19 protein-coding genes and 1 other annotated feature are annotated in these 25,012 nt (G+C 42.2%); of the genes, 2 read left to right on the top strand and 17 right to left on the bottom strand.

Features of this window, described 5'->3' with window-relative positions; genetic code table 11:
* Positions 1 to 114 precede the first annotated feature (114 nt).
* From rpsL to G592_RS0109360, 14 genes are all read right to left on the bottom strand, one after another.
* Complete coding sequence (gene rpsL, locus G592_RS0109425) at positions 115 to 534, bottom strand: 30S ribosomal protein S12 (protein WP_015548550.1); 420 nt, start codon at positions 532 to 534, stop codon at positions 115 to 117.
* Positions 535 to 704: 170 nt separating this feature from the next.
* On the bottom strand, positions 705 to 4,379 hold the full coding sequence (gene rpoC, locus G592_RS0109420) for a DNA-directed RNA polymerase subunit beta' (RefSeq protein WP_028247604.1): 3,675 nt from the start codon (positions 4,377 to 4,379) through the stop codon (positions 705 to 707).
* Between the two features lie 19 nt (positions 4,380 to 4,398).
* A complete protein-coding gene (locus G592_RS0109415) occupies positions 4,399 to 8,304 on the bottom strand; it encodes a DNA-directed RNA polymerase subunit beta (protein ID WP_028247603.1) in 3,906 nt (1,301 codons plus the stop codon).
* 228 nt (positions 8,305 to 8,532) lie between these two features.
* Positions 8,533 to 8,907 carry a 50S ribosomal protein L7/L12 gene (rplL, locus tag G592_RS0109410; protein WP_028234586.1) on the bottom strand — a complete coding sequence of 125 codons (375 nt, stop codon included), beginning with the start codon at positions 8,905 to 8,907 and terminating at the stop codon, positions 8,533 to 8,535.
* Positions 8,908 to 8,966: 59 nt separating this feature from the next.
* Positions 8,967 to 9,539, bottom strand: a complete 573-nt coding sequence (gene rplJ / locus G592_RS0109405; RefSeq protein WP_028247602.1) for a 50S ribosomal protein L10 — start codon at positions 9,537 to 9,539, stop codon at positions 8,967 to 8,969.
* Between the two features lie 45 nt (positions 9,540 to 9,584).
* Positions 9,585 to 9,725: a sequence feature (ribosomal protein L10 leader region), on the bottom strand.
* Positions 9,726 to 9,754: 29 nt separating this feature from the next.
* Positions 9,755 to 10,450 carry a 50S ribosomal protein L1 gene (gene rplA / locus G592_RS0109400; protein ID WP_028247601.1) on the bottom strand — a complete coding sequence of 232 codons (696 nt, stop codon included), beginning with the start codon at positions 10,448 to 10,450 and terminating at the stop codon, positions 9,755 to 9,757.
* Between the two features lie 82 nt (positions 10,451 to 10,532).
* Complete coding sequence (gene rplK, locus G592_RS0109395) at positions 10,533 to 10,958, bottom strand: 50S ribosomal protein L11 (RefSeq protein ID WP_028247600.1); 426 nt, start codon at positions 10,956 to 10,958, stop codon at positions 10,533 to 10,535.
* A gap of 25 nt (positions 10,959 to 10,983) precedes the next feature.
* The gene (gene nusG / locus G592_RS0109390; protein ID WP_028247599.1) at positions 10,984 to 11,514 is read right to left on the bottom strand and encodes a transcription termination/antitermination protein NusG; all 531 of its coding nucleotides are present in this window, start codon (positions 11,512 to 11,514) and stop codon (positions 10,984 to 10,986) included.
* Between the two features lie 14 nt (positions 11,515 to 11,528).
* The gene (gene secE, locus G592_RS0109385) at positions 11,529 to 11,726 is read right to left on the bottom strand and encodes a preprotein translocase subunit SecE (protein WP_028247598.1); all 198 of its coding nucleotides are present in this window, start codon (positions 11,724 to 11,726) and stop codon (positions 11,529 to 11,531) included.
* Positions 11,727 to 11,744: 18 nt separating this feature from the next.
* On the bottom strand, positions 11,745 to 11,894 hold the full coding sequence (gene rpmG / locus G592_RS0109380) for a 50S ribosomal protein L33 (RefSeq protein WP_028234592.1): 150 nt from the start codon (positions 11,892 to 11,894) through the stop codon (positions 11,745 to 11,747).
* A 265-nt stretch (positions 11,895 to 12,159) separates the two neighbouring features.
* Entirely contained in the window at positions 12,160 to 13,032 is an 873-nt protein-coding gene (locus G592_RS0109375; RefSeq protein WP_028247597.1) for a carbohydrate ABC transporter permease, read from the bottom strand.
* 58 nt (positions 13,033 to 13,090) lie between these two features.
* Positions 13,091 to 13,999 (bottom strand): carbohydrate ABC transporter permease, encoded by a 909-nt coding sequence (locus G592_RS0109370; protein ID WP_028247596.1) that lies wholly within the window; start codon positions 13,997 to 13,999, stop codon positions 13,091 to 13,093.
* A 91-nt stretch (positions 14,000 to 14,090) separates the two neighbouring features.
* Positions 14,091 to 15,485, bottom strand: coding sequence for an ABC transporter substrate-binding protein (locus tag G592_RS0109365; RefSeq protein ID WP_028247595.1), 1,395 nt, complete (start codon positions 15,483 to 15,485; stop codon positions 14,091 to 14,093).
* 87 nt (positions 15,486 to 15,572) lie between these two features.
* The gene (locus G592_RS0109360) at positions 15,573 to 16,586 is read right to left on the bottom strand and encodes a LacI family DNA-binding transcriptional regulator (protein ID WP_028247594.1); all 1,014 of its coding nucleotides are present in this window, start codon (positions 16,584 to 16,586) and stop codon (positions 15,573 to 15,575) included.
* Positions 16,587 to 16,934: 348 nt separating this feature from the next.
* On the opposite strand from G592_RS0109360, the gene G592_RS0109355 reads away from it, so the two are divergent.
* The gene (locus G592_RS0109355) at positions 16,935 to 19,370 is read left to right on the top strand and encodes a GH36-type glycosyl hydrolase domain-containing protein (protein ID WP_028247593.1); all 2,436 of its coding nucleotides are present in this window, start codon (positions 16,935 to 16,937) and stop codon (positions 19,368 to 19,370) included.
* 94 nt (positions 19,371 to 19,464) lie between these two features.
* The gene (locus G592_RS0109350) at positions 19,465 to 20,364 is read left to right on the top strand and encodes an RluA family pseudouridine synthase (RefSeq protein ID WP_028247592.1); all 900 of its coding nucleotides are present in this window, start codon (positions 19,465 to 19,467) and stop codon (positions 20,362 to 20,364) included.
* Here the strand turns inward: G592_RS0109350 and G592_RS16150 are convergent.
* The 3 genes from G592_RS16150 to ftsH all read right to left on the bottom strand — a co-directional run bounded on the left by G592_RS16150 (position 20,345) and on the right by ftsH (position 25,005).
* On the bottom strand, positions 20,345 to 20,806 hold the full coding sequence (locus tag G592_RS16150; protein ID WP_051194851.1) for a J domain-containing protein: 462 nt from the start codon (positions 20,804 to 20,806) through the stop codon (positions 20,345 to 20,347). The two genes, G592_RS0109350 and G592_RS16150, sit on opposite strands and share 20 nt — an antisense overlap.
* Positions 20,807 to 20,900: 94 nt before the next feature.
* Positions 20,901 to 22,934 (bottom strand): glycoside hydrolase family 13 protein, encoded by a 2,034-nt coding sequence (locus G592_RS0109340; RefSeq protein ID WP_028247591.1) that lies wholly within the window; start codon positions 22,932 to 22,934, stop codon positions 20,901 to 20,903.
* A gap of 211 nt (positions 22,935 to 23,145) precedes the next feature.
* Positions 23,146 to 25,005 carry an ATP-dependent zinc metalloprotease FtsH gene (ftsH, locus tag G592_RS16145; protein ID WP_051194857.1) on the bottom strand — a complete coding sequence of 620 codons (1,860 nt, stop codon included), beginning with the start codon at positions 25,003 to 25,005 and terminating at the stop codon, positions 23,146 to 23,148.
* Positions 25,006 to 25,012 lie beyond the last annotated feature (7 nt).

Raw genomic sequence — 25,012 nt, 5'->3', positions numbered from 1 at the left:
TAGATCAACGGTACTCACACTTAAAACTATGTGTTCATGCGCTATTTATTCTATAGAGAAAAAATAACAACATTAACCAAAATAAATGTGAATTACAACTTTTTGCTAAATATCTTATTTAGCGTCCTTAGGTCTCTTAGCGCCGTACTTTGAACGTCCCTGCTTGCGGTTAGCAACGCCGGCTGTATCAAGTGTACCTCTGATTACGTGATAACGTGTACCTGGTAAATCCTTAACACGACCACCACGAATCAAAACAACGCTATGCTCCTGAAGATTGTGACCCTCGCCTGGAATGTATGATGTTACTTCGATTCCGTTTGAAAGACGAACTCTGGCAATCTTTCTAAGAGCTGAGTTAGGCTTCTTAGGTGTAGCTGTCTTAACAGCTGTACATACACCACGCTTCTGTGGTGAAGAAGTGTTTGTAGGCTTCTTCTGAAGAGAGTTATAACCTCTCTGAAGTGCTGGTGCTGTAGACTTCTTTACAGATGTCTGACGACCTTTTCTAACTAGCTGGTTGAATGTTGGCATTCTTTTTTACCTCCTAATTTATTTCTTCGCATGGATATAGGCATAGTTATCCTATTAGCGCATGCTAGAACATTATATTTCCTTGAAATCATTATGTCAACCCTAAAAATGTGAAAAAACTAGGGTCATTTCTGACCCTAGTCCATCAATTTCAATATATAATCTCGAGATTACTCCTCAATTTCTACTAATTCGTCTGAAACTAATTCTTCAGACTCACCAGTTACATCCTCGAAATCCTCTGGAATCTCAACATTAGCTAAATCGTTGTCTGTTGAAAGAGGAATATTTGAGTATCTCTTCATACCTGTACCAGCAGGGATTAAGCGACCGATGATAACGTTCTCTTTAAGACCGTTAAGTGGATCAACCTTACCCTTGATAGCTGCATCAGTAAGAACCTTTGTTGTCTCCTGGAATGAAGCTGCTGAAAGGAATGAGTTTGTAGCAAGAGCTGCCTTTGTGATACCAAGAAGCTCCTGTGTACCTGTTGCAATCTCCTTGCCCTCTGCTTCCATCTGCTCGTTAGCTTCCTCAAAATCAAGCCAATCTACAAGTGAACCTGGCATGAATCCTGTATCACCTGCTTCGTCGATTCTGATTCTCTTAAGCATCTGACGGCAAAGAACCTCGATATGCTTATCGTTGATATCAACACCCTGTAAGCGGTATACACGCTGTACTTCACGGATGAGGTAATCCTGAACGGCTGCCTTACCCTTGATAGCAAGGATATCATGTGGGTTTACAGAACCTTCTGTAAGCTCATCACCAGCCTCAAGTTCCTGTCCTGAAAGAACCTTGATACGTGATCCGTAAGGGATGAGATATTTCTCAACATCGCCTGTAGAAGAGTTTGTTACAACTACTTCTCTCTTCTTTGTCTTAGAGTCCTCTTCAATAGAAACTGTACCAGCAATCTCTGTGATGATAGCAAGTCCCTTAGGCTTTCTAGCCTCGAAAAGCTCCTCTACACGAGGAAGACCCTGTGTAATATCGTTACCAGCAACACCACCAGTATGGAATGTTCTCATGGTAAGCTGTGTACCTGGCTCACCGATTGACTGTGCAGCGATGATACCGATTGCTTCACCGACCTGAACGGCACGACCTGAAGCCATGTTAGCACCATAACACTTAGCGCAAACACCAACGTGTGAACGGCAGTTAAGTACGTTTCTAATCTTAACCTTCTTGATTGGCTCGCCCTTATCATCAACACCACGCTCAATGATTGCAGCTGCACGCTTAGGTGTAATCATATGATTTGCCTTAACAATCATCTCGCCCTTAGCATCGTAGATAGAGTAGCAAGAGAATCTACCTGTGATACGGTCCTTAAGAGACTCGATCTCTTCACGACCATCCATGAATGCGTATACCCACATACCTGGAATCTCACGGTCTGTTCCAGCAACACAGTCTGACTCACGGATAATAAGCTCCTGAGCAACGTCAACCATTCGACGTGTCAAGTATCCAGAATCGGCTGTACGAAGAGCTGTATCTGAAAGACCCTTACGAGCACCATGAGCTGACATGAAGTACTCAAGTACATCAAGACCCTCACGGAAGTTAGACTTAATAGGAAGCTCGATAGTCTTACCTGTTGTATCAGCCATCAAACCACGCATACCTGCGAGCTGCTTGATCTGCTTTTCAGAACCACGGGCACCTGAGTCAGCCATCATGAAGATGTTGTTGTACTTATCAAGACCATCGAGAAGGTCCTTTGTAAGCTGATCATCAGTCTCTTTCCATGTATCTACAACTTCACGGTAACGCTCTTCCTCAGTAATAAGACCACGCTTGTACTGACGAGTAATCTTATCAACTGTCTCTTCAGCCTGTGCAATAAGCTCTGGCTTCTGAGGTGGAACTGTCATATCTGAAATTGAAACTGTCATGGCAGCAATTGTTGAGTAGTGGTAACCCATTGCCTTGATATCATCAAGAACTTCTGCTGTCTTTGTAGCTCCGTGTGTATTAATAACTTTTTCAAGAATCTGCTTTAACTGCTTCTTACCAACGTGGAAGTCTACCTCAGGAACAAGCTCGTTCTCAGGATTTGTACGATCTACGTAACCAAGATCCTGTGGAATGATCTCGTTGAAGAGAAGTCTACCAAGTGTAGATGAAACTCTACCTGTTACAACTGTACCATCTGGACGTGTCTTAGAAACACATACTGTGATACGAGCGTGCATTGTAAGAGCATCGTTCTCATAAGCAAGAATTGCTTCGTTAAGGTTCTTAAATGCCTTACCTTCACCAAGCTCTTCTCTGCCATCGCCTACAGTAGTACCACGCTCCTGTGTGAGGTAGTAAATACCAAGTACCATATCCTGTGAAGGAACGGCTACAGGACCACCATCTGAAGGCTTCAAGAGGTTATTAGGAGAGAGAAGCATGAATCTACACTCTGCCTGAGCCTCCTGAGTAAGTGGAAGGTGAACGGCCATCTGGTCACCATCGAAGTCGGCGTTGAACGCTGTACATACGAGTGGGTGAAGCTTAATAGCTCTACCTTCTACAAGGATTGGCTCGAAAGCCTGAATACCAAGACGGTGAAGTGTAGGAGCACGGTTAAGCATAACTGGATGCTCTTTAATGACATCTTCGAGGATGTCCCAAACCTCTGGCTCAAACTTCTCAACCATCTTCTTAGCATATTTAATGTTGTGGGCCATACCATTACCAACGAGCTCCTTCATAACGAAAGGCTTGAAGAGCTCAAGTGCCATCTCCTTTGGAAGACCACACTGGTAAATCTTAAGCTCTGGACCAACGACGATAACCGAACGTCCTGAGTAGTCAACACGCTTACCAAGGAGGTTCTGTCTGAATCGTCCTGACTTACCCTTAAGCATGTCTGAAAGTGACTTAAGAGGTCTGTTACCAGGACCTGTAACAGGACGACCACGTCTACCGTTATCGATAAGAGCATCAACAGCTTCCTGAAGCATTCTCTTCTCGTTACGAACGATGATATCAGGAGCACCAAGCTCTAATAATCTGCGGAGACGGTTATTTCTATTAATAATACGACGATATAAATCGTTCAAATCAGATGTAGCGAAACGGCCACCGTCAAGCTGTACCATAGGACGAAGATCTGGTGGGATAACAGGGATAACTGTCATAATCATCCACTCAGGTCTGTTTCCTGACTCGCGGAATGCCTCAACAACCTCAAGTCTCTTAATGATACGTGAACGCTTCTGGCCTGTAGCGCTGTCTAATTCAATCTGAAGCTTTGTAGCCTCTTCATCGAGATCGATATCTCTAAGAAGCTCCTGGATAGCCTCAGCACCCATTCCTACTCTAAAGCCGTTACCATACTGCTCTCTAGCTTCCTGGTACTCAGCCTCTGTAAGAACCTGCTTGTACATAAGAGCTGTCTCACCTGCATCAAGTACGATGTATGATGCAAAGTAGAGAACCTTCTCTAATGTCTTTGGTGAAAGATCAAGAATAAGTCCCATACGTGAAGGAATACCCTTGAAATACCAAATATGTGAAACTGGTGCAGCGAGCTCGATGTGACCCATACGCTCACGACGAACTGATGCCTTTGTGATTTCAACACCACAACGATCACAAACTACACCCTTATAACGAATCTTCTTGTACTTTCCGCAGTGACATTCCCAGTCCTTGCTAGGTCCAAAAATCTTCTCGCAGAAAAGACCGTCCTTTTCAGGCTTCAGTGTACGATAATTGATTGTCTCAGGCTTTTTAACCTCGCCACGAGACCACTGTCTGATCTTCTCAGGTGATGCCAATCCAATCTGTATTGCGTCAAATGCTATTGGTTGATATGTCGCTTCTTTATTCTCTGGCATTTTGTAGCTCCCTTCCTATTTATTCCTCATCAAAATCTGTTGGTATATCAGAAAAATCATCTTCTTCATCTTCGAACTGCTCGTCCTCGTCATCTACGAGTTCGCCCTCAGTATCAAACTTCTTTGTAGAGAAGCCTGCCTGTGCAAATGAGCTGTCATCTTCGAATGCGAAGTTTCTGTCACTACCTGCGATAATTGCATTGAGGTCAGTATTTCCATATTCACTTGTCTCCATGAGCTCAACCTCTTCGCGGTTCTCATCAAGAACACGAACGTCAAGACCAAGTGACTGTAATTCCTTAAGCAATACCTTGAATGACTCAGGGATGCCTGGCTCAGGGATGTTTTCACCCTTAATAATAGCCTCGTATGTCTTAACACGTCCGATAACATCATCTGACTTCATTGTAAGGATTTCCTGAAGTGTGTATGATGCACCATAAGCCCCGAGGGCCCAAACTTCCATCTCTCCGAAACGCTGTCCACCGAACTGTGCTTTACCGCCAAGTGGCTGCTGTGTAACAAGAGAGTAAGGACCAGTTGAACGTGCGTGAATCTTATCATCTACAAGGTGGTGAAGCTTCAGGTAGTGCATGTGTCCGATTGTAACAGGACCATCGAATGGCTCGCCTGTACGACCGTCGCGAAGCTGAACCTTACCATCTCTAGAAATAGGAACACCCTTCCAAAGAGCTCTGTGAGCACGGTTTGTAGATAAGTACTCCATAACATCGTCACGAAGAATATCAACATACTTATCGTAGAATGTCTCCTCACCGTTTGTAGCCTCTTCCTTATCAAATGGCATATTTACATAGTCATTTGCAAGCTCAAGAGTATCCTGAATATCAATTTCCTTTGCACCATCAAATACTGGTGTCTCAATATCAAATCCAAGAGCCTTTGCAGCAAGTGAAAGGTGAATCTCAAGGACCTGACCAATGTTCATACGTGAAGGTACGCCCAATGGGTTAAGTACGATATCAAGTGGACGACCGTTTGGAAGATATGGCATATCCTCTACTGGAAGCACGCGGGAAACTACACCCTTGTTACCGTGACGACCGGCCATCTTATCACCTACACCGATCTTTCTCTTCTGAGCGATGTAGATACGTACTGACTTATTAACACCTGGAGAAAGCTCATCGCCATTCTCACGTGTGAATACCTTAGCATCAACAACGATACCGTAAGCTCCGTGTGGTACACGAAGTGAAGTATCACGAACTTCTCTAGCCTTCTCACCGAAGATTGCAAGAAGAAGTCTCTCTTCTGGAGTACGCTCTGTCTCTCCCTTAGGTGTAACCTTACCAACAAGGATATCACCTGCACGAACCTCAGCACCGATACGGATGATACCGCTCTCATCAAGATCCTTAAGAGCATCATCACCAACACCAGCTACATCACGAGTGATTTCCTCTGGTCCGAGCTTAGTATCACGAGCATCAATCTCGTACTCTTCAATATGAATAGATGTGTAAACATCATCCTGTACTAATCTCTCTGAAAGAAGTACAGCATCCTCGTAGTTATAACCTTCCCATGTCATGAAACCAATAAGTGGGTTCTTACCAAGGGCAAGCTCACCATTCTTTGTAGAAGGACCATCAGCGATTACCTCGCCAACCTCTACATGGTCGCCCTTGAATACGATAGGTCTCTGGTTATAGCAGTTAGACTGGTTAGAACGTGTGAACTTGAAGAGTGTGTACTCATCACGAGTTCCGTCCTCGTCAGCCTTAATGATAATTCTATTTGTCTCAGACATCTCAACAATACCTGCGCGCTTAGCAACTACGCAGACACCTGAATCGACTGCTGTCTTTGGCTCCATACCTGTACCAACAACTGGTGCTTCTGTAGTAAGAAGTGGAACGGCCTGACGCTGCATGTTTGATCCCATGAGGGCACGTGTAGGGTCATCGTTCTGAAGGAATGGAATTGAAGCTGTAGCAACTGAGAATACCATCTTAGGAGATACGTCCATGTAATCAAACATCTTCTTATCGTACTCCTGTGTCTCCTCACGGAAACGACCAGATACGTTCTTTCTCATGAAGTGGCCTTCTTCATCAAGCTTGACGTTAGCCTGTGCTACGTGATAGTTATCTTCTTCGTCAGCTGTCATATAGATAACCTCATCTGTTACGCGAGGATTCTCTGGGTCTGACTTATCAATACGTCTGTATGGCGCCTCAACAAAACCATACTCATTAATACGAGCATAGCTAGCAAGAGAGTTGATAAGACCGATGTTAGGTCCTTCAGGTGTCTCGATAGGGCACATACGTCCATAGTGAGAATAGTGAACGTCTCGAACCTCGAAACCTGCACGGTCTCTTGAAAGACCACCAGGACCAAGAGCTGAAAGACGTCTCTTATGTGTCAACTCTGAAAGTGGATTATTCTGATCCATGAACTGTGACAACTGTGATGAACCAAAGAACTCTTTGATTGCAGCTGTAACAGGCTTAATGTTGATGAGTGTCTGTGGAGAAATGTCCTCAAGATCACGAGTAGTCATACGCTCACGTACAACCTTCTCAAGACGTGAAAGACCAATTCTGTACTGGTTCTGTAATAACTCACCAACTGCACGAATACGACGGTTACCAAGGTGATCGATATCATCATCCTTACCGATAGCGTACTCAAGGTGCATGTTATAGTTAATAGATGCAAAAATATCCTCAACAGTGATGTGCTTTGGAATAAGATCTGCTACTGAACGAGCAATTGCATCCTCAATATCTTCTTTTGTTGTGTTCTCTGAAAGAATTCTCTCAAGAACTGGATAGTAAACGAGCTCTGTAATACCAAGAGCCTTAGCATCACAATCTACGAACTTTGTGATGTCTACCATCATATTAGAAAGAACCTTTACGTTGCGAGTCTCAGTCTGGATGAATACATGTGTAACAGCTGCGTTCTGGATATCATCGGCCATCTCAAGTGTAATCTTATCTCCAGCCTTAGCGATAATCTCGCCAGTTGTTGTATCGATAACGTCCTCAGCAAGAACATGACCAGCAATACGGTTTCTGAGCATGAGCTTCTTATTGAACTTATAACGACCAACCTTTGCAAGATCGTAACGTCTTGGGTCAAAGAACATACCATGAATAAGTGACTCAGCGCTATCCTTAGCAAGAGGCTCACCTGGACGAAGTCTACGATAGAGCTCTAAAAGACCTCCTTCGTAGCTACCCTGTGGGTTCTTCTCTGTAATAGCTGGATCCTTTGCAAATGTAGCAAGAATCTTTGGCTCCTCGCCAAATACATCAATAATTTCCTGGTTAGTTCCTAAGCCAAGAGCACGAATAAGAACTGTAACAGGTACCTTTCTGTTACGGTCTACACGAACATAGAAAACGTCATTGGAATCTGTCTCGTACTCAAGCCAAGCACCACGGTTAGGGATTACAGTACATGAATATAACTCCTTACCGATTTTATCGTGGCCAATTGCATAGTAAATACCTGGTGAACGAACAAGCTGCGATACGATAACACGCTCCGCTCCATTAATTACGAATGTGCCTGTATCTGTCATAAGTGGCAAGTCACCCATGAAGATTTCGTGCTCCTGCATATCGCCGGACTCCTTGTTTACAAGGCGCACTTTAACCTTTAAAGGTGCTGCGTATGTTGCATCTCTCTCCTTGCACTGTGGAATTGTGTACTTCACCTCGTCTTTACACAGTGTGAAGTCAACAAAATGCAATTCAAGCTGGTTACCCCTGTCTTGAATAGGTGAGATATCTGCAAATGCTTCCTTTAATCCGTCCTTAACGAACCAGTCGTAACTGTTCTTCTGGACCTCGATTAAATTAGGCATCTCAAGTACCTCTTTTTGTCTCGAGTAACTCATACGCAAGTTCTTTCCAGCTTTCACTGGACGTATTCTGTTTTTCTCCATTGACGTTCCACCTCTCATTTTATTTTTAATTTGGATATATCTTTCAATAATAGTGTGGCATATTTCCTGCCATGAAAAAAGGCATAGGAATGCACACTGCACCATAATAGTGCAAACTACATTCTATGCCAAATGCAATACTAAAGTCAAGAAAAAAATTGTATTTATTTTAAAGCAAAAAATTGGCAGGTCCCTAAAGACCTGCCAATAGAAAATTCGTAACAATGATTACTTAAGAGTAACCTTTGCACCGATCTCCTCAAGCTGAGCCTTGATTGACTCTGCTGTAGCCTTATCAGCTGCTTCCTTGATAACCTTAGGAGCGCCATCAACGAGCTCCTTAGCTTCCTTAAGACCAAGGCCAGTTGCCTCACGAACAACCTTGATAACCTTAACCTTCTCAGAACCTACTTCTGTAAGCTCTACGTCGAACTCGTCCTTCTCCTCAGCTGCTGCTGCATCGCCAGCTGCTGCTGCAACTACAACGCCTGCTGCTGCAGAAACGCCGAACTCTTCCTCACATGCCTTTACAAGGTCATTTAACTCTAATACGCTAAGCTCTTTGATAGCTGCGATAAACTCTTCTGTTGTCATCTTTGCCATGATAATTTTCCTCCATTAAAAAATTAATATAAATAATAATTTGTTTTGAGTATTCTAAATTACTCTGCTGGAGCCTCAGCTGGCTCCTCTGCTGGTGCCTCTGCCTCTGCTGCTGGAGCTTCCTCTGCTGCAGGTGCCTCTGTAGATGCACCACCCTGCTCTGCGATCTGGTTGAGAACACGAGCGAAGTTTGTGATTGGTGACTGTAAGCTTCCAAGTAACTTTGAAAGAAGTTCCTCTCTGCTTGGTACTGCTGCAACTGCTGCCATACCCTTTGCATCATAGAATGTTCCTTCAACTACACCTGCCTTGATCTCAAGGTTCTGAGCTGTCTTACCAAACTTAGCAAGAATTCTTGCTGGTGCTGTAGCATCATCCTTTGAAACAGCGATTGCGCTAGGTCCTTCAAGAACCTCGTCAAGCTGTGCAAAGTCTGTTCCTTCGAAAGCGCGCTTCATAAGAGTGTTCTTGTAAACCTTATATGTAACGCCAGCTTCACGAAGCTGCTTACGTAACTGTGTGTCTTCTGCAACTGTAAGTCCACGAGCATCAACAACTACAACTGAAGCTGCATCTTTAACCTGTGCTGAAATCTCGTCAACGATTGGCTGCTTTAATTCAACTTTTGCCACGAATTTTTTCCTCCTTATAATATTTTTGTGTTGCTTATATGAGGATAAAGTAATTAAAAAACCTCTATGCCATAAAGACATAGAGGTTTGATTAGTCGATAAATACTTAATCGTCCTCGGCTGGTAGAGATAAATCTCTTTACGGCTAACGCCACCTGCTGTCTTCGGCAACAACTTTGTGCATTATATCATTATGTATATTGGATTGTCAACAATTAGTTTGAAACCTTTGCAACATTAAGCTTAACGCCAGGTCCCATTGTAGGAGCAAGTGAAATGCTCTTAATGTACTGACCCTTTAAGCTTGATGGCTTAGCCTTGTTGATTGCATCCATAAGAGTCTGGAAGTTGTCCGCTAACTGCTCCTCTGAGAAAGAAGCCTTTCCGATAGGTACATGGATAATGTTTGTCTTATCAAGTCTATACTCAATCTTACCTGCCTTGATTTCCTCAACAGCCTTAGCAACATCCATAGTAACTGTACCAGCCTTAGGGTTTGGCATAAGTCCTCTAGGTCCAAGTACACGACCGAGACGACCAACAACACCCATCATGTCTGGTGTAGCAACTACTGCATCGAACTCATTCCATCCTTCGTTCTGGATCTTTGGAATAAGCTCCTCGCCGCCAACGAAATCAGCACCAGCAGCCTGAGCCTCGTCAAGCTTAGCACCCTTAGCGAATACTAATACTCTAACTGACTTACCTGTTCCGTGTGGAAGTACAACAGCACCACGGATCTGCTGCTCTGCGTGACGTCCGTCACAACCAGTTCTGATATGAGCCTCAATTGTCTCATCAAATTTTGCAGTAGCATTCTTCTTAACCTGAGCGATTGCTTCTGCTGGATCGTATGCAACTGACTTATCGTATGTAGCTACAGCTGCAACGTATTTCTTTCCTCTTTTCATGTTTACCTCCTGTGGTTAATCGAGCCTTAAGCTCTCCCACTCAATAATTAATAGTAAGAACGTTGTTTTCGCTAAGCTGTGATTACTCTACAACCTCAACGCCCATTGATCTACATGTTCCCTCGATCATGCTCATAGCTGCCTCAAGTGAAGCTGCGTTAAGATCAGGCATCTTTGTCTCTGCGATCTCCTGAACCTGAGCCTTTGTGATCTTTGCAACCTTTGTCTTATTAGGTGTGCCAGATGCCTTCTGGATCTTGCATGCCTTCTTAATAAGAACTGCTGCTGGTGGAGTCTTTGTGATGAAGCTGAAGCTTCTATCTGCATAAACAGTGATGATTGTAGGAACGATTGTATCTCCCATATCTGCTGTCTTTGCGTTAAACTGTTTTGTAAACTCCACGATATTTACACCGTGCTGACCAAGTGCTGGACCTACAGGTGGGGCTGGTGTAGCCTTGCCTGCTGGAATCTGCAACTTGATATAGCCTTCGATTTTCTTTGCCATTATCCTATTCCTCCTGCAAAAAATCTTAATCTAATTTGCGTACGTCCGTGAAATCAATCTCTACTGGAGTCTCACGTCCGAACATTTCAACGCTGATTGTAACTGTCTGCTTCTTAGCGTTGATAGACTTAACAACACCAACAGTATCTTTCCATGTACCGTCGATAACGCTAAGTGTATCGCCAACCTCGAAGTCAACCTCAACGCTGACTTTCTCAGTGTTATCACCTAGTAAGTAAGCCTTAACTTCTGCCTCTGACAATGGCACTGGCTTGCTTCCTGGTCCTACGAAGCCTGTAACACCTCTGGTATTTCTGACAACGTACCAGGTCTCGTCATTCATAATCATCTCAATAAGAACGTAACCAGGGTACATCTTCTTTGAAACTTGCTTCTTTACGCCGTCCTTTGTCTCTGTTACCTCAACCATAGGTACGCGTACATCAAGAATCTGCTCCTCGAGATGTTGTGTCTCGATAGCCTTTTCAATGTTTGTCTTGACTTTGTTCTCATAGCCTGAGTAAGTATGAACTACATACCACTTTGCCTCTGCCATATCCGATGCCTCCATTATAAATTAACTAGGATATTTACACCTTTGTTGATCACTGCATCTAATACGATGATGATCACTGCTACAACTACTGACACAGCAACAACTGCTGTTGTCTGCTTTGACACGTCTGTTGGGTCTGCCCAGACAATCTTGTTAAATTCTGCCTTGAGACCTGCGAAACGTCCTGACTTGGTTTTCTTCTCTTCTGCCATAATAGCACCCCCGTTAGACTATTTAGTCTCCTTGTGCATTGTGTGTTTCTTGCAAAATCTGCAGTACTTCTTTGTTTCCATTCTGTCAGGGTGTGTCTTCTTGTCTTTTGTCATGTTGTAATTACGCTGCTGGCATTCTGTACATGCCAATGTTATCTTTGTGCGCACAACTTCCACCTCCGTTATAATTCTACTTTGGTCTTACTTACACTCACTCATCATAGCGAACAATTTGATGAGGCGAAAAAAGAGCATAAAAAAAAGACCTGCTTTTCTTAGTCGCTAGCTAAATTTATCACACGACGCAAGAACTGTCAAGTCTTTTTCTATTATACATTTTTTAAGGCTACGGGAAAGCAGGGCCCATACAAATTGCCTTCGGCAATAGGCCCGCTGTAGCTAACAGGTTCCTCCCACAAGTGGGCCCCTCCTATTAGCCCTTTACACCACCAAGAGTTACACCACCAACGATGTGCTTAGAAAGAATAAGGTAAACAATGATTACAGGGAAGATTGAGAATGCAATCATCATGTAAACCTGTCCCATATCAAACTTAAGCCAATCTGCCGAACGTAACTGAGCTATTAATATAGGAAGAGTCTTCTTTGTATCATCATGAAGTACAAGTGCTGGAGTGAAGTAATTGTTCCAGCTGTTTACGAAGCTGAAGATTGCCTGTACGGCAATAGCTGGCTTCATAAGTGGTACTACAATCTGATTAAATGTTCTAAACTCTCCAGATCCATCGATTCTGGCTGCCTCTACAAGTGAAAGAGGAAGTGTTGAATCCATGTATTGCTTCATATAAAAGAATACTGCTGGTGAAGCAATTGCTGGCACAATAAGTGCAGCTGCGTTGTTATCAAGCCCCATCTTACCGATTAACTGTAAGAAACCAAGAACAGTTACCTGTGTTGGAATCATCATAATCATAAGAATGAAGGTAAACATAAACTTCTTTCCTTTGAAGTCATAGCAATGGATTGCATAAGCTGTCATTGCAGAGAAGTATGTTGCAAGACCTGCTGTCAAAATTGCAATAACAAGCGAATTAATTAATCCATTAAATATAGGAAGTGTTCCATTTCTTAAGTTAGTCCAGTTCTCTACCAGGTGTGTACTTGGAAGTGGAGTAAATCCTAAACTAAGTTCTGAATTACTTCTTGTTGCATTAATAAATAATACGTAAAACCAAAACAGGCACAAGAAGGAAATTAAAATAAGCACTACGTATGATACCACACGTCTAGCGTGAACAGAAGCTCCATTGTCTTTCTTTCCCGCTATAGTTGCGTTTGCTGCCATATCCATAATATATTTCTCCTTATTTCTATCTAAACATTACAATAGAAGTTTCTACAAACTATTTCACTTTATCTGAATTTGTAAACTTGAATACAATCAAGCTCAGGATACCAGTTATGATAAACAGGAATACTGAAAGCGCACCAGCTAAACCGTAGTTCTTGCTGAACAGATGCTTGTTCAAGTACATGATAAGTGTCATTGATGAACGCATTGGATCTCCAGTTCCGTTTGTTAAAATCTGTGGAACATCGAACATCTGCAGACCACCAATAAGTGATGTAATCATAACAAAAATAAGAATTGGTCGAAGCAGCGGTAATGTAATTCTATAGAAAATCTGAGTAGATGTAGCGCCATCTACCTGTGCAGCCTCAAAGAGTGATGGGTCAATACCCAACATTCCGGCCATCAGAAGAATTGTCGTATTTCCAAACCACATAAGGCAGTTCATTGTAGCTACCAGTGTTCGAACTGTCCATACATGACTCATAAATTGATAAGCCTTACTAATAACTCCAATCTGTAAAAGCATTGAATTAATTGGACCGCTATCTGCAAACAATGTAAAGAATAACATCGCAAAAGCAGATGCCATGATTAAGTTAGGTAAATAGATTACTGTCTTGAAGAATGTCTGACATTTCAATCTAAGAGATGGATCTGTAAACCATGCTCCCAACAGTAATGAAAGAAGAATCTGTGGAATGAATCCCATTAACCACATAATCATTGTGTTAGCAAAATATGTTGGCAAATCACCGTTTGCGATAATTGTGCCATAATTCTGAAGCCCTACGAAGTTAGGGCCAATCTGAGTAAGACCTGAACGGTAATTCTCAAAAAACGAATTGTAAATAGTTGTAGCCAATGGCACCAACTGGAAAATTAAAAAGATTACAGTAAATGGTATTAAGAAAATGTAGCCCCATTTGTTGTAGCTTACTACTTTGCTCTTCTTGTTCATAAGTGCTCCCTTTTGTATTTCTTTAATATAGGGCGCACAGGCCTAACCCATGCGCCCCCATTATTATATTTCCCGCAATGTAATTTTCGAATTACTCTGCTGTAAGCTCTGGATACTTCTCAACAACTGCCTTCTTGAACATATCAAGTGCTTCGTCCTTTGTAGCGTTGCCAAGGAAGTAATTCTTAACTGCCTTCTGAAGCTCTTCGTTACATCCCTGGTCATATGCAGAAATGTTTGAAAGATCTACCTTCTCAGCACCATCAGCAAGCTGCTTGTATGGGTTCTGTCCGCCAAGAAGATCAAGGTTACCTGAATCATCAGATGCAAGTTCTGCAAGAACTGACTTGCTGTTTACACAGTCAGCATCCTGCTGAGCGATATCCTTAAGGATACCCTTATCTGTTGTCATCTTAAGGATGATATCCTTAACAAGGTTTGCATTGTCTGTACCTGTTGCAGCGCAGATCCATGTACCACCACAGTAGTAAGACTGTGGTCCTACACAGTATCCCCAGCCACCCTGGCCAGCGATTGAAGCAGGATCATCTGCGTTAAGGCAGAAGTTGAAGAACCAAGCTGGTCCGAAGTAGCAGAATACCTTTCCTTCAGGATTCTTACCCTTTGCCCAGTCATCACCCCAAAGGTCTGTTGTGCTCTCAGCCTTTGCGTCTACAAGCTCCTTAGAATCATCAATCCACTTCTCGATGTTCTTATCAATTACAACCTTACCATCCTGTACCCACTTGCCAGATACGTTGTTAGAGTATGTACGGAATGTATCGTTTGCTGAACACATTGTGTAACCAGCCTCTACAGCCTTAGCTGCTGTCTCATTGAACTTGCTCCAATCAGATACAGCTGCCTGTACTTCATCAGGATCATCTGTTCCGAGAATTTCCTTAGCTGCTTCTCTGTTGTAGATAAGACCAGCTGAGCAAGCCTGCCATGAAGAACCCTTTAACTTACCCTTGCTATCTGTAACGATGCTCTGTGTATATGTGTACTGATCTGCAAGATCTGCATCTGTAATGCCGAGGTCTGAAAGAGCCATAGCATAATCTGTATCAACATACTTAAGAGCGTAATCAGCTTCTACTAAGAATAAATCAACCTTATCATCAGCTGCTGCTGACTCCTGAGCGAGGAGTGCCTCGTCAAGGTTGTTCTGGTATGCGTTGTCTGTTGAAGGAGTAATTGTCCAAACTACCTCAACATCACCAATCTTACCATGAGTAGCGTCAACTTCCTCATATCCTGGATAGTGTGACTTAAGTCTTGACTGGAACTCATCATTCCAGCACTGGATATTAAGTACCTTACCTGTGTCTGCAGGTAACTCTGCTGCTACTTCAGCATCCGCTGTCTCTGCAGCTGCGCTGTCTGCTGGAGCTTCTGTGTTAGCTGAATCAGAGCCGCCACAGCCAGCAAACATTGTTGCTGTCATTGTTGCTAATACAAGCAAACTAACAATTCTTTTTTTCATTTTGTGTTCCTCCCAAAATTTTTACGTGTCTCTCACGTATTTTTTTAAGTAACTGCATTTATTTAAGTTGATTTCTCAACTAAATGCCTAATTTAGTTTCTTAAGAGTATCACCCTCAAGCAACCAGCCCTTCACCGTAATCTGCTGAATCAATGTTGTCTTAGGCTTTTCAATTAACGCAACCAGGCTCTTCGCTGCCAGAGTGCCAAGCTCCTCAGTATTCTGTCTGTAGGTTGTTAAACGAGGTCTGATATGTCTTGCAACTTTAATTCCATCAAATCCTATTACCGAAATGTCATCCGGAATTTTAAGTCCTCGTTCTGCTATAGCTCTCATGCCGCCGTATGTAGCGTAATCGTCTGGATAAAAAATACAGGTTGGTCTAGTTCTAAGCTTAAGAAGCTCTAGCGTTCTTTCGTAAGCACCGTGAGTATCTCTATAAGGAGATTCCTTGATGTATTCTTCAGGAACTTCTATCCCGTATTCTTCAAGTTTTCTATTAAATGTAACTAGTCTTAGATTTGTTGTAGCAGATTCAGCGCCGTGAATATATGCTATTCTGTTATGTCCATTCTGCACTACAAAATCGACCAAATCTGACATTCCGCCAACATTATCGGAAAGGATTGTTGTTGTTTCATTATAGATATGATCAATTGTGACCACCGGAATGTTGCTCTTTACCAGTTCAACTACCTCCGGATCATCAAAATGAACGTTTGCTATAATTACTCCATCAAATCGTCTGTATCTTGCATGTTCAAGATAAGATGCTCTTCCCGGTCTGCTTCTATCATTCGATATAAATGTTATATCGTACCCCTCTCGTTCTACTTCCCTCTTAAAGCTTTCCAGAACTCCTGCAAAGAAATCATGTGTCAATCCGCTGTTCGCATCATCCATAAAAAGAACTCCTATATTATGGGTGCGATTTGTTTTCATTGATTTCGCAGCTGCATTAGGAACATATCCCATATCTTTAGCAGCTTTTCGAATTCTGGTCTTTGTTTCTGCACCAATATCGCTATGGTCGTTCAAAGCCTTACTAACAGTAGCTATTGATACGCCACACTCAGATGCAATGTCTTTCAGTGAAACCATTGCTCTCTCCCAGCTGTATATTTTGTTTCTCCCTTAATCGTTTTCGCAACTTAAATATAGCTCGATTTAAGTAGATAAACAAGTCTTTTTCGAAAATTTGGATTTTCGTTAGATTTTCTTGCTACAGTTTAGTGCATTTTGCACAAAAATTCAATATGTATTTGCTTTTTAAGCCCGTTATGATATTCTTTAAGTGAAATAACCATGTTTATTTACTTAAACGTTTTAGGTTATTATATCTCGAAAACGGCTTATGTATAGGCTCTCAGCTACTTAATCGTTTACTTAAATTTTATACAAGCCGTGCTTTGAGATAATATAAATTAGATTACTAAAAGGGAGGAAAACATGAAATACGGATTTTTCGATGATAACAATAAGGAATATGTTATCACAACTCCAAAGACTCCTTTGCCATGGATTAACTATCTGGGCTGCAAGGATTTCTTTACATTATTATCAAACACTTGCGGAGGTTATACCTTCTACAAAGATGCAAAGCTTCTTCGCATGACTAGATATCGTTACAACGATACTACACCAGATACAAATGGTAAGTATTTCTATATTAAGGATGGTGATACAATCTGGAACCCAGGTTGGCAGCCAACAAAGACTGAACTTGACTCTTACGAGTGCCGCCATGGTATTGGCTACAGCAAGTTCACAGGTGTTAAGAACGATGTCGAAGCAGCTCTTGTTACTTTCGTTCCTTATGATGATCCTGTAGAGCTTACTAAGGTCACTCTTACAAATAAAGGAAATGCAAAGAAAGATATTACTCTTTTCTCATATGTAGAGTGGTGCCTCTGGAATGCTGATGATGATATGAAGAACTATCAGCGTAACCTTTCAATCGGTGAGGTTGAGGTAATTGATTCTACAATCTATCATAAAACAGAATACAGAGAGCGTCGTAATCACTACGCTGTTTACTCTGTAAACGCTAAGATTGATGGTTTCGAAACAAGCCGTGATGAGTTCAGAGGAGCTTACAATGGTCCTGATAAGCCAGCAGCTGTTATCGAAGGAAAGCTTCATAACACTATCGCTTCTGGTTGGTATCCAATCGCTTCACACCAGCTCAACGTTAGCTTAAATCCAGGCGAGTCAAAGACATTTGTATTCGCACTTGGTTATGTAGAAAACGCTGAGGATGACAAGTGGGAGAAGCCAGGCGTAATCAATAAGAAGAAGGCTACTGCTCTTCTTTCTAAATACCAGACTACAGAGGATTTCGATAAGGCTTTTGCAGCTCTCAATGCTTACTGGAATGACCTTCTTAGCAAATTCCATATCGAGTCTAAGGACGAGCATGTAAACCGTATGGTTAACATCTGGAATCAGTATCAGTGTATGGTTACATTCAACATGTCACGTTCTGCTTCTTACTACGAGACAGGTATTGGTCGTGGAATGGGATTCAGAGATTCTTGCCAGGATCTTCTCGGATTCGTTCACCTTATTCCAGACCGTGCAAGAGAGCGTATCATTGATATCGCTTCTACACAGTTCCAGGATGGTTCAGCTTACCACCAGTATCAGCCACTTACTAAGAAGGGTAACTCTGATATCGGTTCTGGATTTAACGACGATCCACTTTGGCTCATCGCTGGTACATCTGCTTACATCCGTGAGACAGGTGATACATCAATCCTTAATGAGACTGTTCCATATGACAATGATATGTCAGTTGCAACATCTCTTATGGAGCACTTAAAGCGTTCATTTGATTACATCGTAAATCACAAGGGTCCACACGATCTTCCACTTATCGGTCGTGCTGACTGGAATGACTGCTTGAACCTTAACTGCTTCTCTGAGCATCCAGGCGAGAGCTTCCAGTGCTTCGGCCCTTCAGAAGGACCAGTTGCAGAGTCAGTATTCATCGCTGGTATGTTTGTAAAATATGGTCGTGAGTATGCAGATCTTTGCAAGCTCATGGGCGACAATGCTGAGGCTGAGAGAGTTCTTGCTGAAGTAGATAAGATGATTAAAGCTATCGAGAAAGATGGCTGGGACGGCGAGTGGTTCGTACGTGCTTATGACGCTTACAGCCACAAGGTTGGTTCTAAAGAATGTGATGAGGGACAGATTTACATCGAGCCACAGGGTATGTGCGTAATGGCTGGTGTTGGTGTTGAAGATGGCAACGCTAAGAAGGCCCTTGATTCAGTTAAAGAGAAGCTTGATACAAAGTATGGTGTTATGATTCTTCAGCCAGCTTACACAAGATATCATCTCGAGCTTGGTGAAATCACATCATATCCACCAGGATACAAGGAGAATGCAGGTATCTTCTGCCACAACAATCCTTGGATTTCTATCGCTGAGACTTGCATTGGTCGTGGCGACAGAGCATTTGAAGTTTACAAGAAGACATGTCCATCATACATCGAGGACATTTCTGAGATTCATAGAACTGAGCCATATGTTTACTCACAGATGGTTGCTGGTGCTGACGCTAAGTTCCATGGTGAGGCAAAGAACAGCTGGCTTACTGGTACAGCAGCATGGACGTTTACAAACATCTCTCAGTACATCTTAGGTATTTACCCAACACTTGAGGGACTTTCAGTAAATCCATGTACTCCAGCTGAGTTTGGTGATTTCAATGTTACACGTGTATACCGTGGTGTTACATACAACATCGAAATCAAGAACCCTAACAAGGTTCAGAAGGGTGTAGCAAGCTTACTTGTTGATGGTAAGGAAATCGAAGGAAACATAATTCCATTCGATGGTAGCAAGAAGACAGTAAGCGTAGTTGCTACTATGAAATAGTTTCTTTTCATTTTCTTCATATATATTAATTTATTCTCCTTCGAAAAAAGAGCCGACGTTGACCGTTCGGCTCTTTTGCTGTTTAATGATGAGTATGAATCGAACACTTACTTACACAATCCCAACTGAATATGATGGATTTCAAATAGATAAATTTCTTAAAACCCAGGGCTATTCTTCTGCCAATATCACCGCAATTAAGAAAATGCCAAATAACGTAGTTATAGACGGCGAGTGGGTTCATATGAACCGCAAGCTAAAGGCTGGAGAAGTTTTAACTGTGAACATTTCTGAGGAAGAGTCTTCTGAAAAGATTCCACCAGTAGAAATGCCTTTAGATATTGTTTATGAAGACGAAGATATTATTGTGATTAATAAACCCGCTGGCCTTTCCATACATCCAAGCCTGAATCATTATGAGGATTCTCTGGCTAATGGTCTGGCTTACTACTATGAGGTCCAGGGGAAACCTTTTATATTCAGATGTGCAAACCGATTGGATAAGAACACGTCTGGTCTCACCGTTATTGCCAAGCATCTTGTCAGTGGCAATATTCTTTCTACAATGGTAAAAAAAAGAGAGTTTCACAGGGAGTACTACGCAATTGTGCGAGGCCACCTAGAGCAATCAGAGGGCACTATTGATGCTCCTATCGGACGTGTCAGTGATTCCATCATCACCAGACAGGTTGATTTTGAATATGGAGAACGCGCCATCACCCACTATAAGGTTATAGAAGAAAAAAATGGGCACAGCCTCATCTCAATTCATCTTGAGACAGGCCGCACTCATCAGATTCGTGTTCATTTTAAATATATAGGACATCCTCTTATTGGGGACGATCTATATAATCCTGATTATGAGTATATGCAGAGGCAGGCTCTTCATTCTCATAGAATACAATTCGAACACCCTATAACAAAAAAGGTAATGGAGTTTGTGGCTCCATTACCTGATGATATGTCTACAATATTTAGTTCATCTGAGACTTAAGGTCCTCGTACTCTCTGTTGATTTCAGCTACTGTAGCTGTATCGCCAGCATCTCCATCTGGATGATAAATCTTAATGAGATCCTTGTAGCGCTTCTTAAGAGCCTTCTGAGTAGATACACCAGAGAAGAACATTTCTCCGTGGACAATATTGTCTGATGTTGTGACAGAATAGGATTCCTGCGCATTATTAGCCTGAACCTGATCATAAAATTTCTTTTTGCGTTCAAACTGTTTTTTGTCATCAGCAAGCTGTTGAGTCTCGCGAATGAGCATTTCCCATTTCATCTCAAACTGCTTTTCCTGCTGCTCGAGGGTGTGAATTCTAGCTTCCACCTCTCTCTTTTCTTTTAATAAATCGTTCCATGCTTTTTCTAACTCTTTATGTCGCTTCTCAAGTGCCTGCATGTCGATCTTATCCTGACATGTGAGATTCTTCGCCATAATATTTCTCCCGCTTAAATTACCATTAACTTGGTTTGCTTTATTCTAACATGGTAACTTAAGCATTGTAAATTAGAACATTGGTCAAGTATTTTTAAATTCTTTTGTACACTATGCCCGAATATGGTCCAAGTGCAATATGAAGATTTCCACCCTCAACAGTTATATCGGTCGGCATGATAGAATACCCAACCTCATTACTTAAAATCAATCGTTCAAGTTGACAATTTAATGGAACGCCAGCCATCCAAACAGGCACATCTACGCTGATTTCATTGCCATTTGAATTAATCAAAACAATGATTTGTTCATTGCTGGTAAATCTTCCGTAACTGATAAATCCCTGTCCACAATTCAGGAATCTGAATGAGCCTTCCTTAATGGCATGGCTCTGCTTGTGAATCATGATAATGTCTCGGGTATAATCAATCAAATCGTAATTTGCACTGCCCCAAGGATATGTACGGCGGCTGTCAGGATCTGTAAATCCGCACACACCAGCCTCATCTCCATAATAGAGAGTAGGGGCACCCGGCCATGTAAACTGAATCATCTCCGCCAGCTTCATTACAGGGATGCTGACACCGTCTTCTGCAGCCTGTGCTCCCTTTGTAGCAATTCTTCCCACCGTATGATTGGTTCTGGTGAGGAAACGGGAATGATCATGATTTGAAAGCTGATTCATAGCACATAGCAACGATGGTGTCTTAAGTCTTGCCATGAAATGAAGCATAGTATTTTTAAATCTGTCACCATCTCCCAAAGCACTTGGCTGGAATTCATCGGAATGCTTTTCCATACCTGTCAGGAAATAGGTGAGAGGCTCCATAAAAGCGTCATAATTCATTACAGTATCCCACTGGTCACCTGAAAGCCAGGCGGTAGGATTTCCGTAATGTTCAGCCAAAATAATAGCATTAGGATTAGCGCTTTTTACAGCATTTCTGAAATCACGCCAGAACTTGTGGTTAAATTCCTCGGAATGACCCAAATCAGCCGCAACGTCAAGACGCCAGCCATCACAGTTATATGGCTCGCTAACCCATTTCTTGCCTATATTCAAAATATACTCATACAGCTTAGGTGAATCCTCATAATTTAGCTTAGGAAGGGTGTCATGGCTCCACCAGCCGTCATAGCTCTTATTATCTGGCCAGCTGTCCTCATAGAACTTAAAGAAGCTGTTATAAGGGCTGTCCTTACTCTCATAGGCACCAGGGGCATAGCCTTCGTCCTTTGAGTAAATCTTCTCGCGATTCAACCACTTGTTGAAGGAACCGCAGTGATTAAATACGCCGTCGATAATTACACGTATACCTTTCTGGTGAGCCTCATTAACAAAGTCAGCAAAGAATTTGTTGCTGGCCTCAAGGTTCTCCTTGTTGGTAACACGCAATTTATACTTTGTAGCGTGAGTATTGTCATAATCAGATGGATCAAGACATTCTCCGCCATCATTTTTAATTACTGTAAGGTGTGGATCAATATAATCGTAATCTGAAGTGTCGTATTTATGATTTGAAGGCGACACAAACAGTGGATTGAAATAGATGACCTCCACGCCAAGACTCCTCAGGTAATGAAGCTTCTGGCGTACGCCCTCTAAATCTCCACCGTAAAATCTGCCTATATCAAGATTTGCTGGCAGGGAACTCCAGTCCTTCACGCCCTCTACAGGCGCGCCAACATAATGATATTCGTTTGTCTCCACATCATTTGAAGGGTCTCCATTGTAGAATCTGTCCACAAGGATTTGGTACATAACCGCACCTTTAGACCAGGCTGGTGTGGAAAAACCTGGCATAATAGAAAATTCGTAGTGCTCCCTGTAATCTCTCCACAGACCTACACGGTCATAGTAATAGTGATCAAGGCCCACTACGAGCTCAAAATAATATCTAAATTCCTTTTCGCCCAGTTGTACTGTACAGGAATAGAAATCGAACTCACCACGGGTTCTGTCCAGGTGCATTCGCTGACTAAGATTGTCAGTTTTTGACATCAAAAAAACATCTACATCTTCCTGGTGATAAACTCTGATGCTGATAGTTACCAGAGAATTCTCATCCGGCTCCATGGGATATCTATATTCAGCTGTTCCATCCGAGTATATTGCGTGGATATTCATGTGAATCCCCCTGGCTGAATAGCAATATTTTTAGATAGTAAAAAAGACAGCAACGATCGCTGTCTTTTTAGGAGAAGGTATTTTTACTATGGGGTTAGTAAAAATTATATAATGTATTGGGGGGTTTTTACGATGTTTATTATATGGCGATGCAACACTCAAGTGTGCACAAACATACCAAAACTCCACAATATTTTTTGTGCATATTGCACTAATTTTCCCAATTAATACCTTCTACAGCGACTCCCTCGAGGCTTTCTTCGGTATCATCATCCTTTAATTCATCACCAAATAGAGCTTCGAACTCACTTCTGCTAATCTTTTCTTTCTCTAATAATAGATTAGCACATTTGTGTAGGATAGGTTCATACTCTTTCAAAAGTTTCACAGCTTTTTCATAACATTCATCGATGATCATCTTTACCTCATCATCAATGGCTTTAGCTGTGGCATCTGAAAATCCCTTAGTATGAGCCAAATCTCTTCCGATGAAGACTTCTTCGTCATCATCGCCATAATGAACCATACCAATATTCTTTGAGAAACCAAATTTAGTAACCATATTTCTGGCTGCCTGAGTAGCCTGCTTAATATCCTGTGATGCACCAGTAGTAATATCATCAAAGATAAGCTCCTCAGCAACACGTCCACCTAACGAAACAATAATATCCTGAAGCATCTTGCCCTTGGTATTGAACATCTCGTCATTTTCATTTATAGGCATTGTATATCCTGCTGCGCTAGCGCCGGTAGGAATAATAGAAACTGAATAAACAGGGCCTACATCTGGAAGCACATGGAATAAAATCGCATGTCCACTCTCGTGGTAGGCTGTAATCTTCTTTTCTTTGTCAGAAACCACACGGCTCTTCTTTTCCTTACCAATACCAACCTTTACAAAGGACTTCTTAATATCGTCATTTGTAATATATTGTCTGTCTTCACCTGCTGCAAGAATGGCTGCCTCATTAAGAAGGTTCTCCAAATCTGCACCGGTAAATCCAACTGTAGTCTGGGCAATCTGATGTAAATCTACATCTGAACCAAGCATCTTATTAGATGCGTGAACCTTGAGGATTTCCTCGCGGCCCTGAACATCTGGACGGCCAACAAATACCTTTCTGTCGAAACGTCCTGGACGCATAATAGCATGATCCAAAATATCAACACGGTTTGTAGCTGCCATAACGATGATGCCCTCATTAACACCAAAACCATCCATCTCAACAAGAAGCTGGTTCAATGTCTGCTCACGCTCATCATGGCCGCCACCCATACCTGTACCACGGCGTCTTGCAACCGCATCAATCTCATCAATAAATACAATACATGGTGCATTCTGCTTTGCCTCAGCAAAAAGATCTCTAACTCGGGATGCACCTACACCGACAAACATCTCCACGAAATCAGAACCTGAAATGGAGAAGAATGGAACACCTGCCTCACCTGCGATAGCCTTGGCAAGAAGTGTCTTACCTGTTCCAGGAGGGCCTACAAGAATAACTCCCTTAGGGATACGTGCTCCAAGCTTAGTATATTTCTTAGGATCCTTGAGGAAATCAACAAGTTCCTCAACTTCTTCCTTTTCTTCCTTAAGACCAGCAACATCATTAAATCTGGTGCTAATGTCTTCTTTTGTAGACATCTTGGCACGACTCTTGCCGAAATTCATCATTTTGGCATTGGCGCCGCCACCGCCTGCACCCTGAGCATTCATCATTATCATGAAAAGGATGAATACTGCTCCAAGGACTATTAACATAGGTAAAAGCTCAGAAAGCCAGCTGTCATGTGGAATATCACTGACGTTGTAGGCAATATTAGCCTCTGTAAGTATCTGCTGTAAATCATTTACATCTGATACATACAATGTGACAGTATCTCCAGTAGATAGTTTGATAGTAGCGGCACCTGTAGGTACCTCCTCATTCTGAGTAATGTTAACAGCCTTAACCTGCTCCCTCTTGATTGCAGATTTCAACTCCGCCATTGAATAGGTGGTAGTTTTGTTGCCCATACTGCTATAGAGAATAGCTAAAACAACCACAACAAATAGGGCATAGATTATCATTCCTGAA

The organism is Pseudobutyrivibrio ruminis CF1b, from assembly GCF_000424005.1.
Classification (GTDB): Bacteria; Bacillota; Clostridia; order Lachnospirales; family Lachnospiraceae; genus Pseudobutyrivibrio; species Pseudobutyrivibrio ruminis_C.
This window is presented reverse-complemented; position numbering and strand designations above follow the sequence as displayed.

Excerpts from the sequence above, each read along its gene's own strand:
- G592_RS16150 (WP_051194851.1), bottom strand. The coding sequence starts at position 20,806 with ATGGCGAAGAATCTCACATGTCAGGATAAGATCGACATGCAGGCACTT.
- rpsL (WP_015548550.1), bottom strand. The coding sequence starts at position 534 with ATGCCAACATTCAACCAGCTAGTTAGAAAAGGTCGTCAGACATCTGTA.
- rplL (WP_028234586.1), bottom strand. The coding sequence starts at position 8,907 with ATGGCAAAGATGACAACAGAAGAGTTTATCGCAGCTATCAAAGAGCTT.
- G592_RS0109355 (WP_028247593.1), top strand. The coding sequence starts at position 16,935 with ATGAAATACGGATTTTTCGATGATAACAATAAGGAATATGTTATCACA.
- G592_RS0109350 (WP_028247592.1), top strand. The coding sequence starts at position 19,465 with ATGAATCGAACACTTACTTACACAATCCCAACTGAATATGATGGATTT.
- G592_RS0109375 (WP_028247597.1), bottom strand. The coding sequence starts at position 13,032 with ATGGCAGCAAACGCAACTATAGCGGGAAAGAAAGACAATGGAGCTTCT.
- G592_RS0109370 (WP_028247596.1), bottom strand. The coding sequence starts at position 13,999 with ATGAACAAGAAGAGCAAAGTAGTAAGCTACAACAAATGGGGCTACATT.
- G592_RS0109360 (WP_028247594.1), bottom strand. The coding sequence starts at position 16,586 with ATGGTTTCACTGAAAGACATTGCATCTGAGTGTGGCGTATCAATAGCT.
- rplK (WP_028247600.1), bottom strand. The coding sequence starts at position 10,958 with ATGGCAAAGAAAATCGAAGGCTATATCAAGTTGCAGATTCCAGCAGGC.
- rpoC (WP_028247604.1), bottom strand. The coding sequence starts at position 4,379 with ATGCCAGAGAATAAAGAAGCGACATATCAACCAATAGCATTTGACGCA.
- G592_RS0109415 (WP_028247603.1), bottom strand. The coding sequence starts at position 8,304 with ATGGAGAAAAACAGAATACGTCCAGTGAAAGCTGGAAAGAACTTGCGT.
- secE (WP_028247598.1), bottom strand. The coding sequence starts at position 11,726 with ATGGCAGAAGAGAAGAAAACCAAGTCAGGACGTTTCGCAGGTCTCAAG.
- rplA (WP_028247601.1), bottom strand. The coding sequence starts at position 10,450 with ATGAAAAGAGGAAAGAAATACGTTGCAGCTGTAGCTACATACGATAAG.
- G592_RS0109365 (WP_028247595.1), bottom strand. The coding sequence starts at position 15,485 with ATGAAAAAAAGAATTGTTAGTTTGCTTGTATTAGCAACAATGACAGCA.
- ftsH (WP_051194857.1), bottom strand. The coding sequence starts at position 25,005 with ATGATAATCTATGCCCTATTTGTTGTGGTTGTTTTAGCTATTCTCTAT.
- nusG (WP_028247599.1), bottom strand. The coding sequence starts at position 11,514 with ATGGCAGAGGCAAAGTGGTATGTAGTTCATACTTACTCAGGCTATGAG.
- G592_RS0109340 (WP_028247591.1), bottom strand. The coding sequence starts at position 22,934 with ATGAATATCCACGCAATATACTCGGATGGAACAGCTGAATATAGATAT.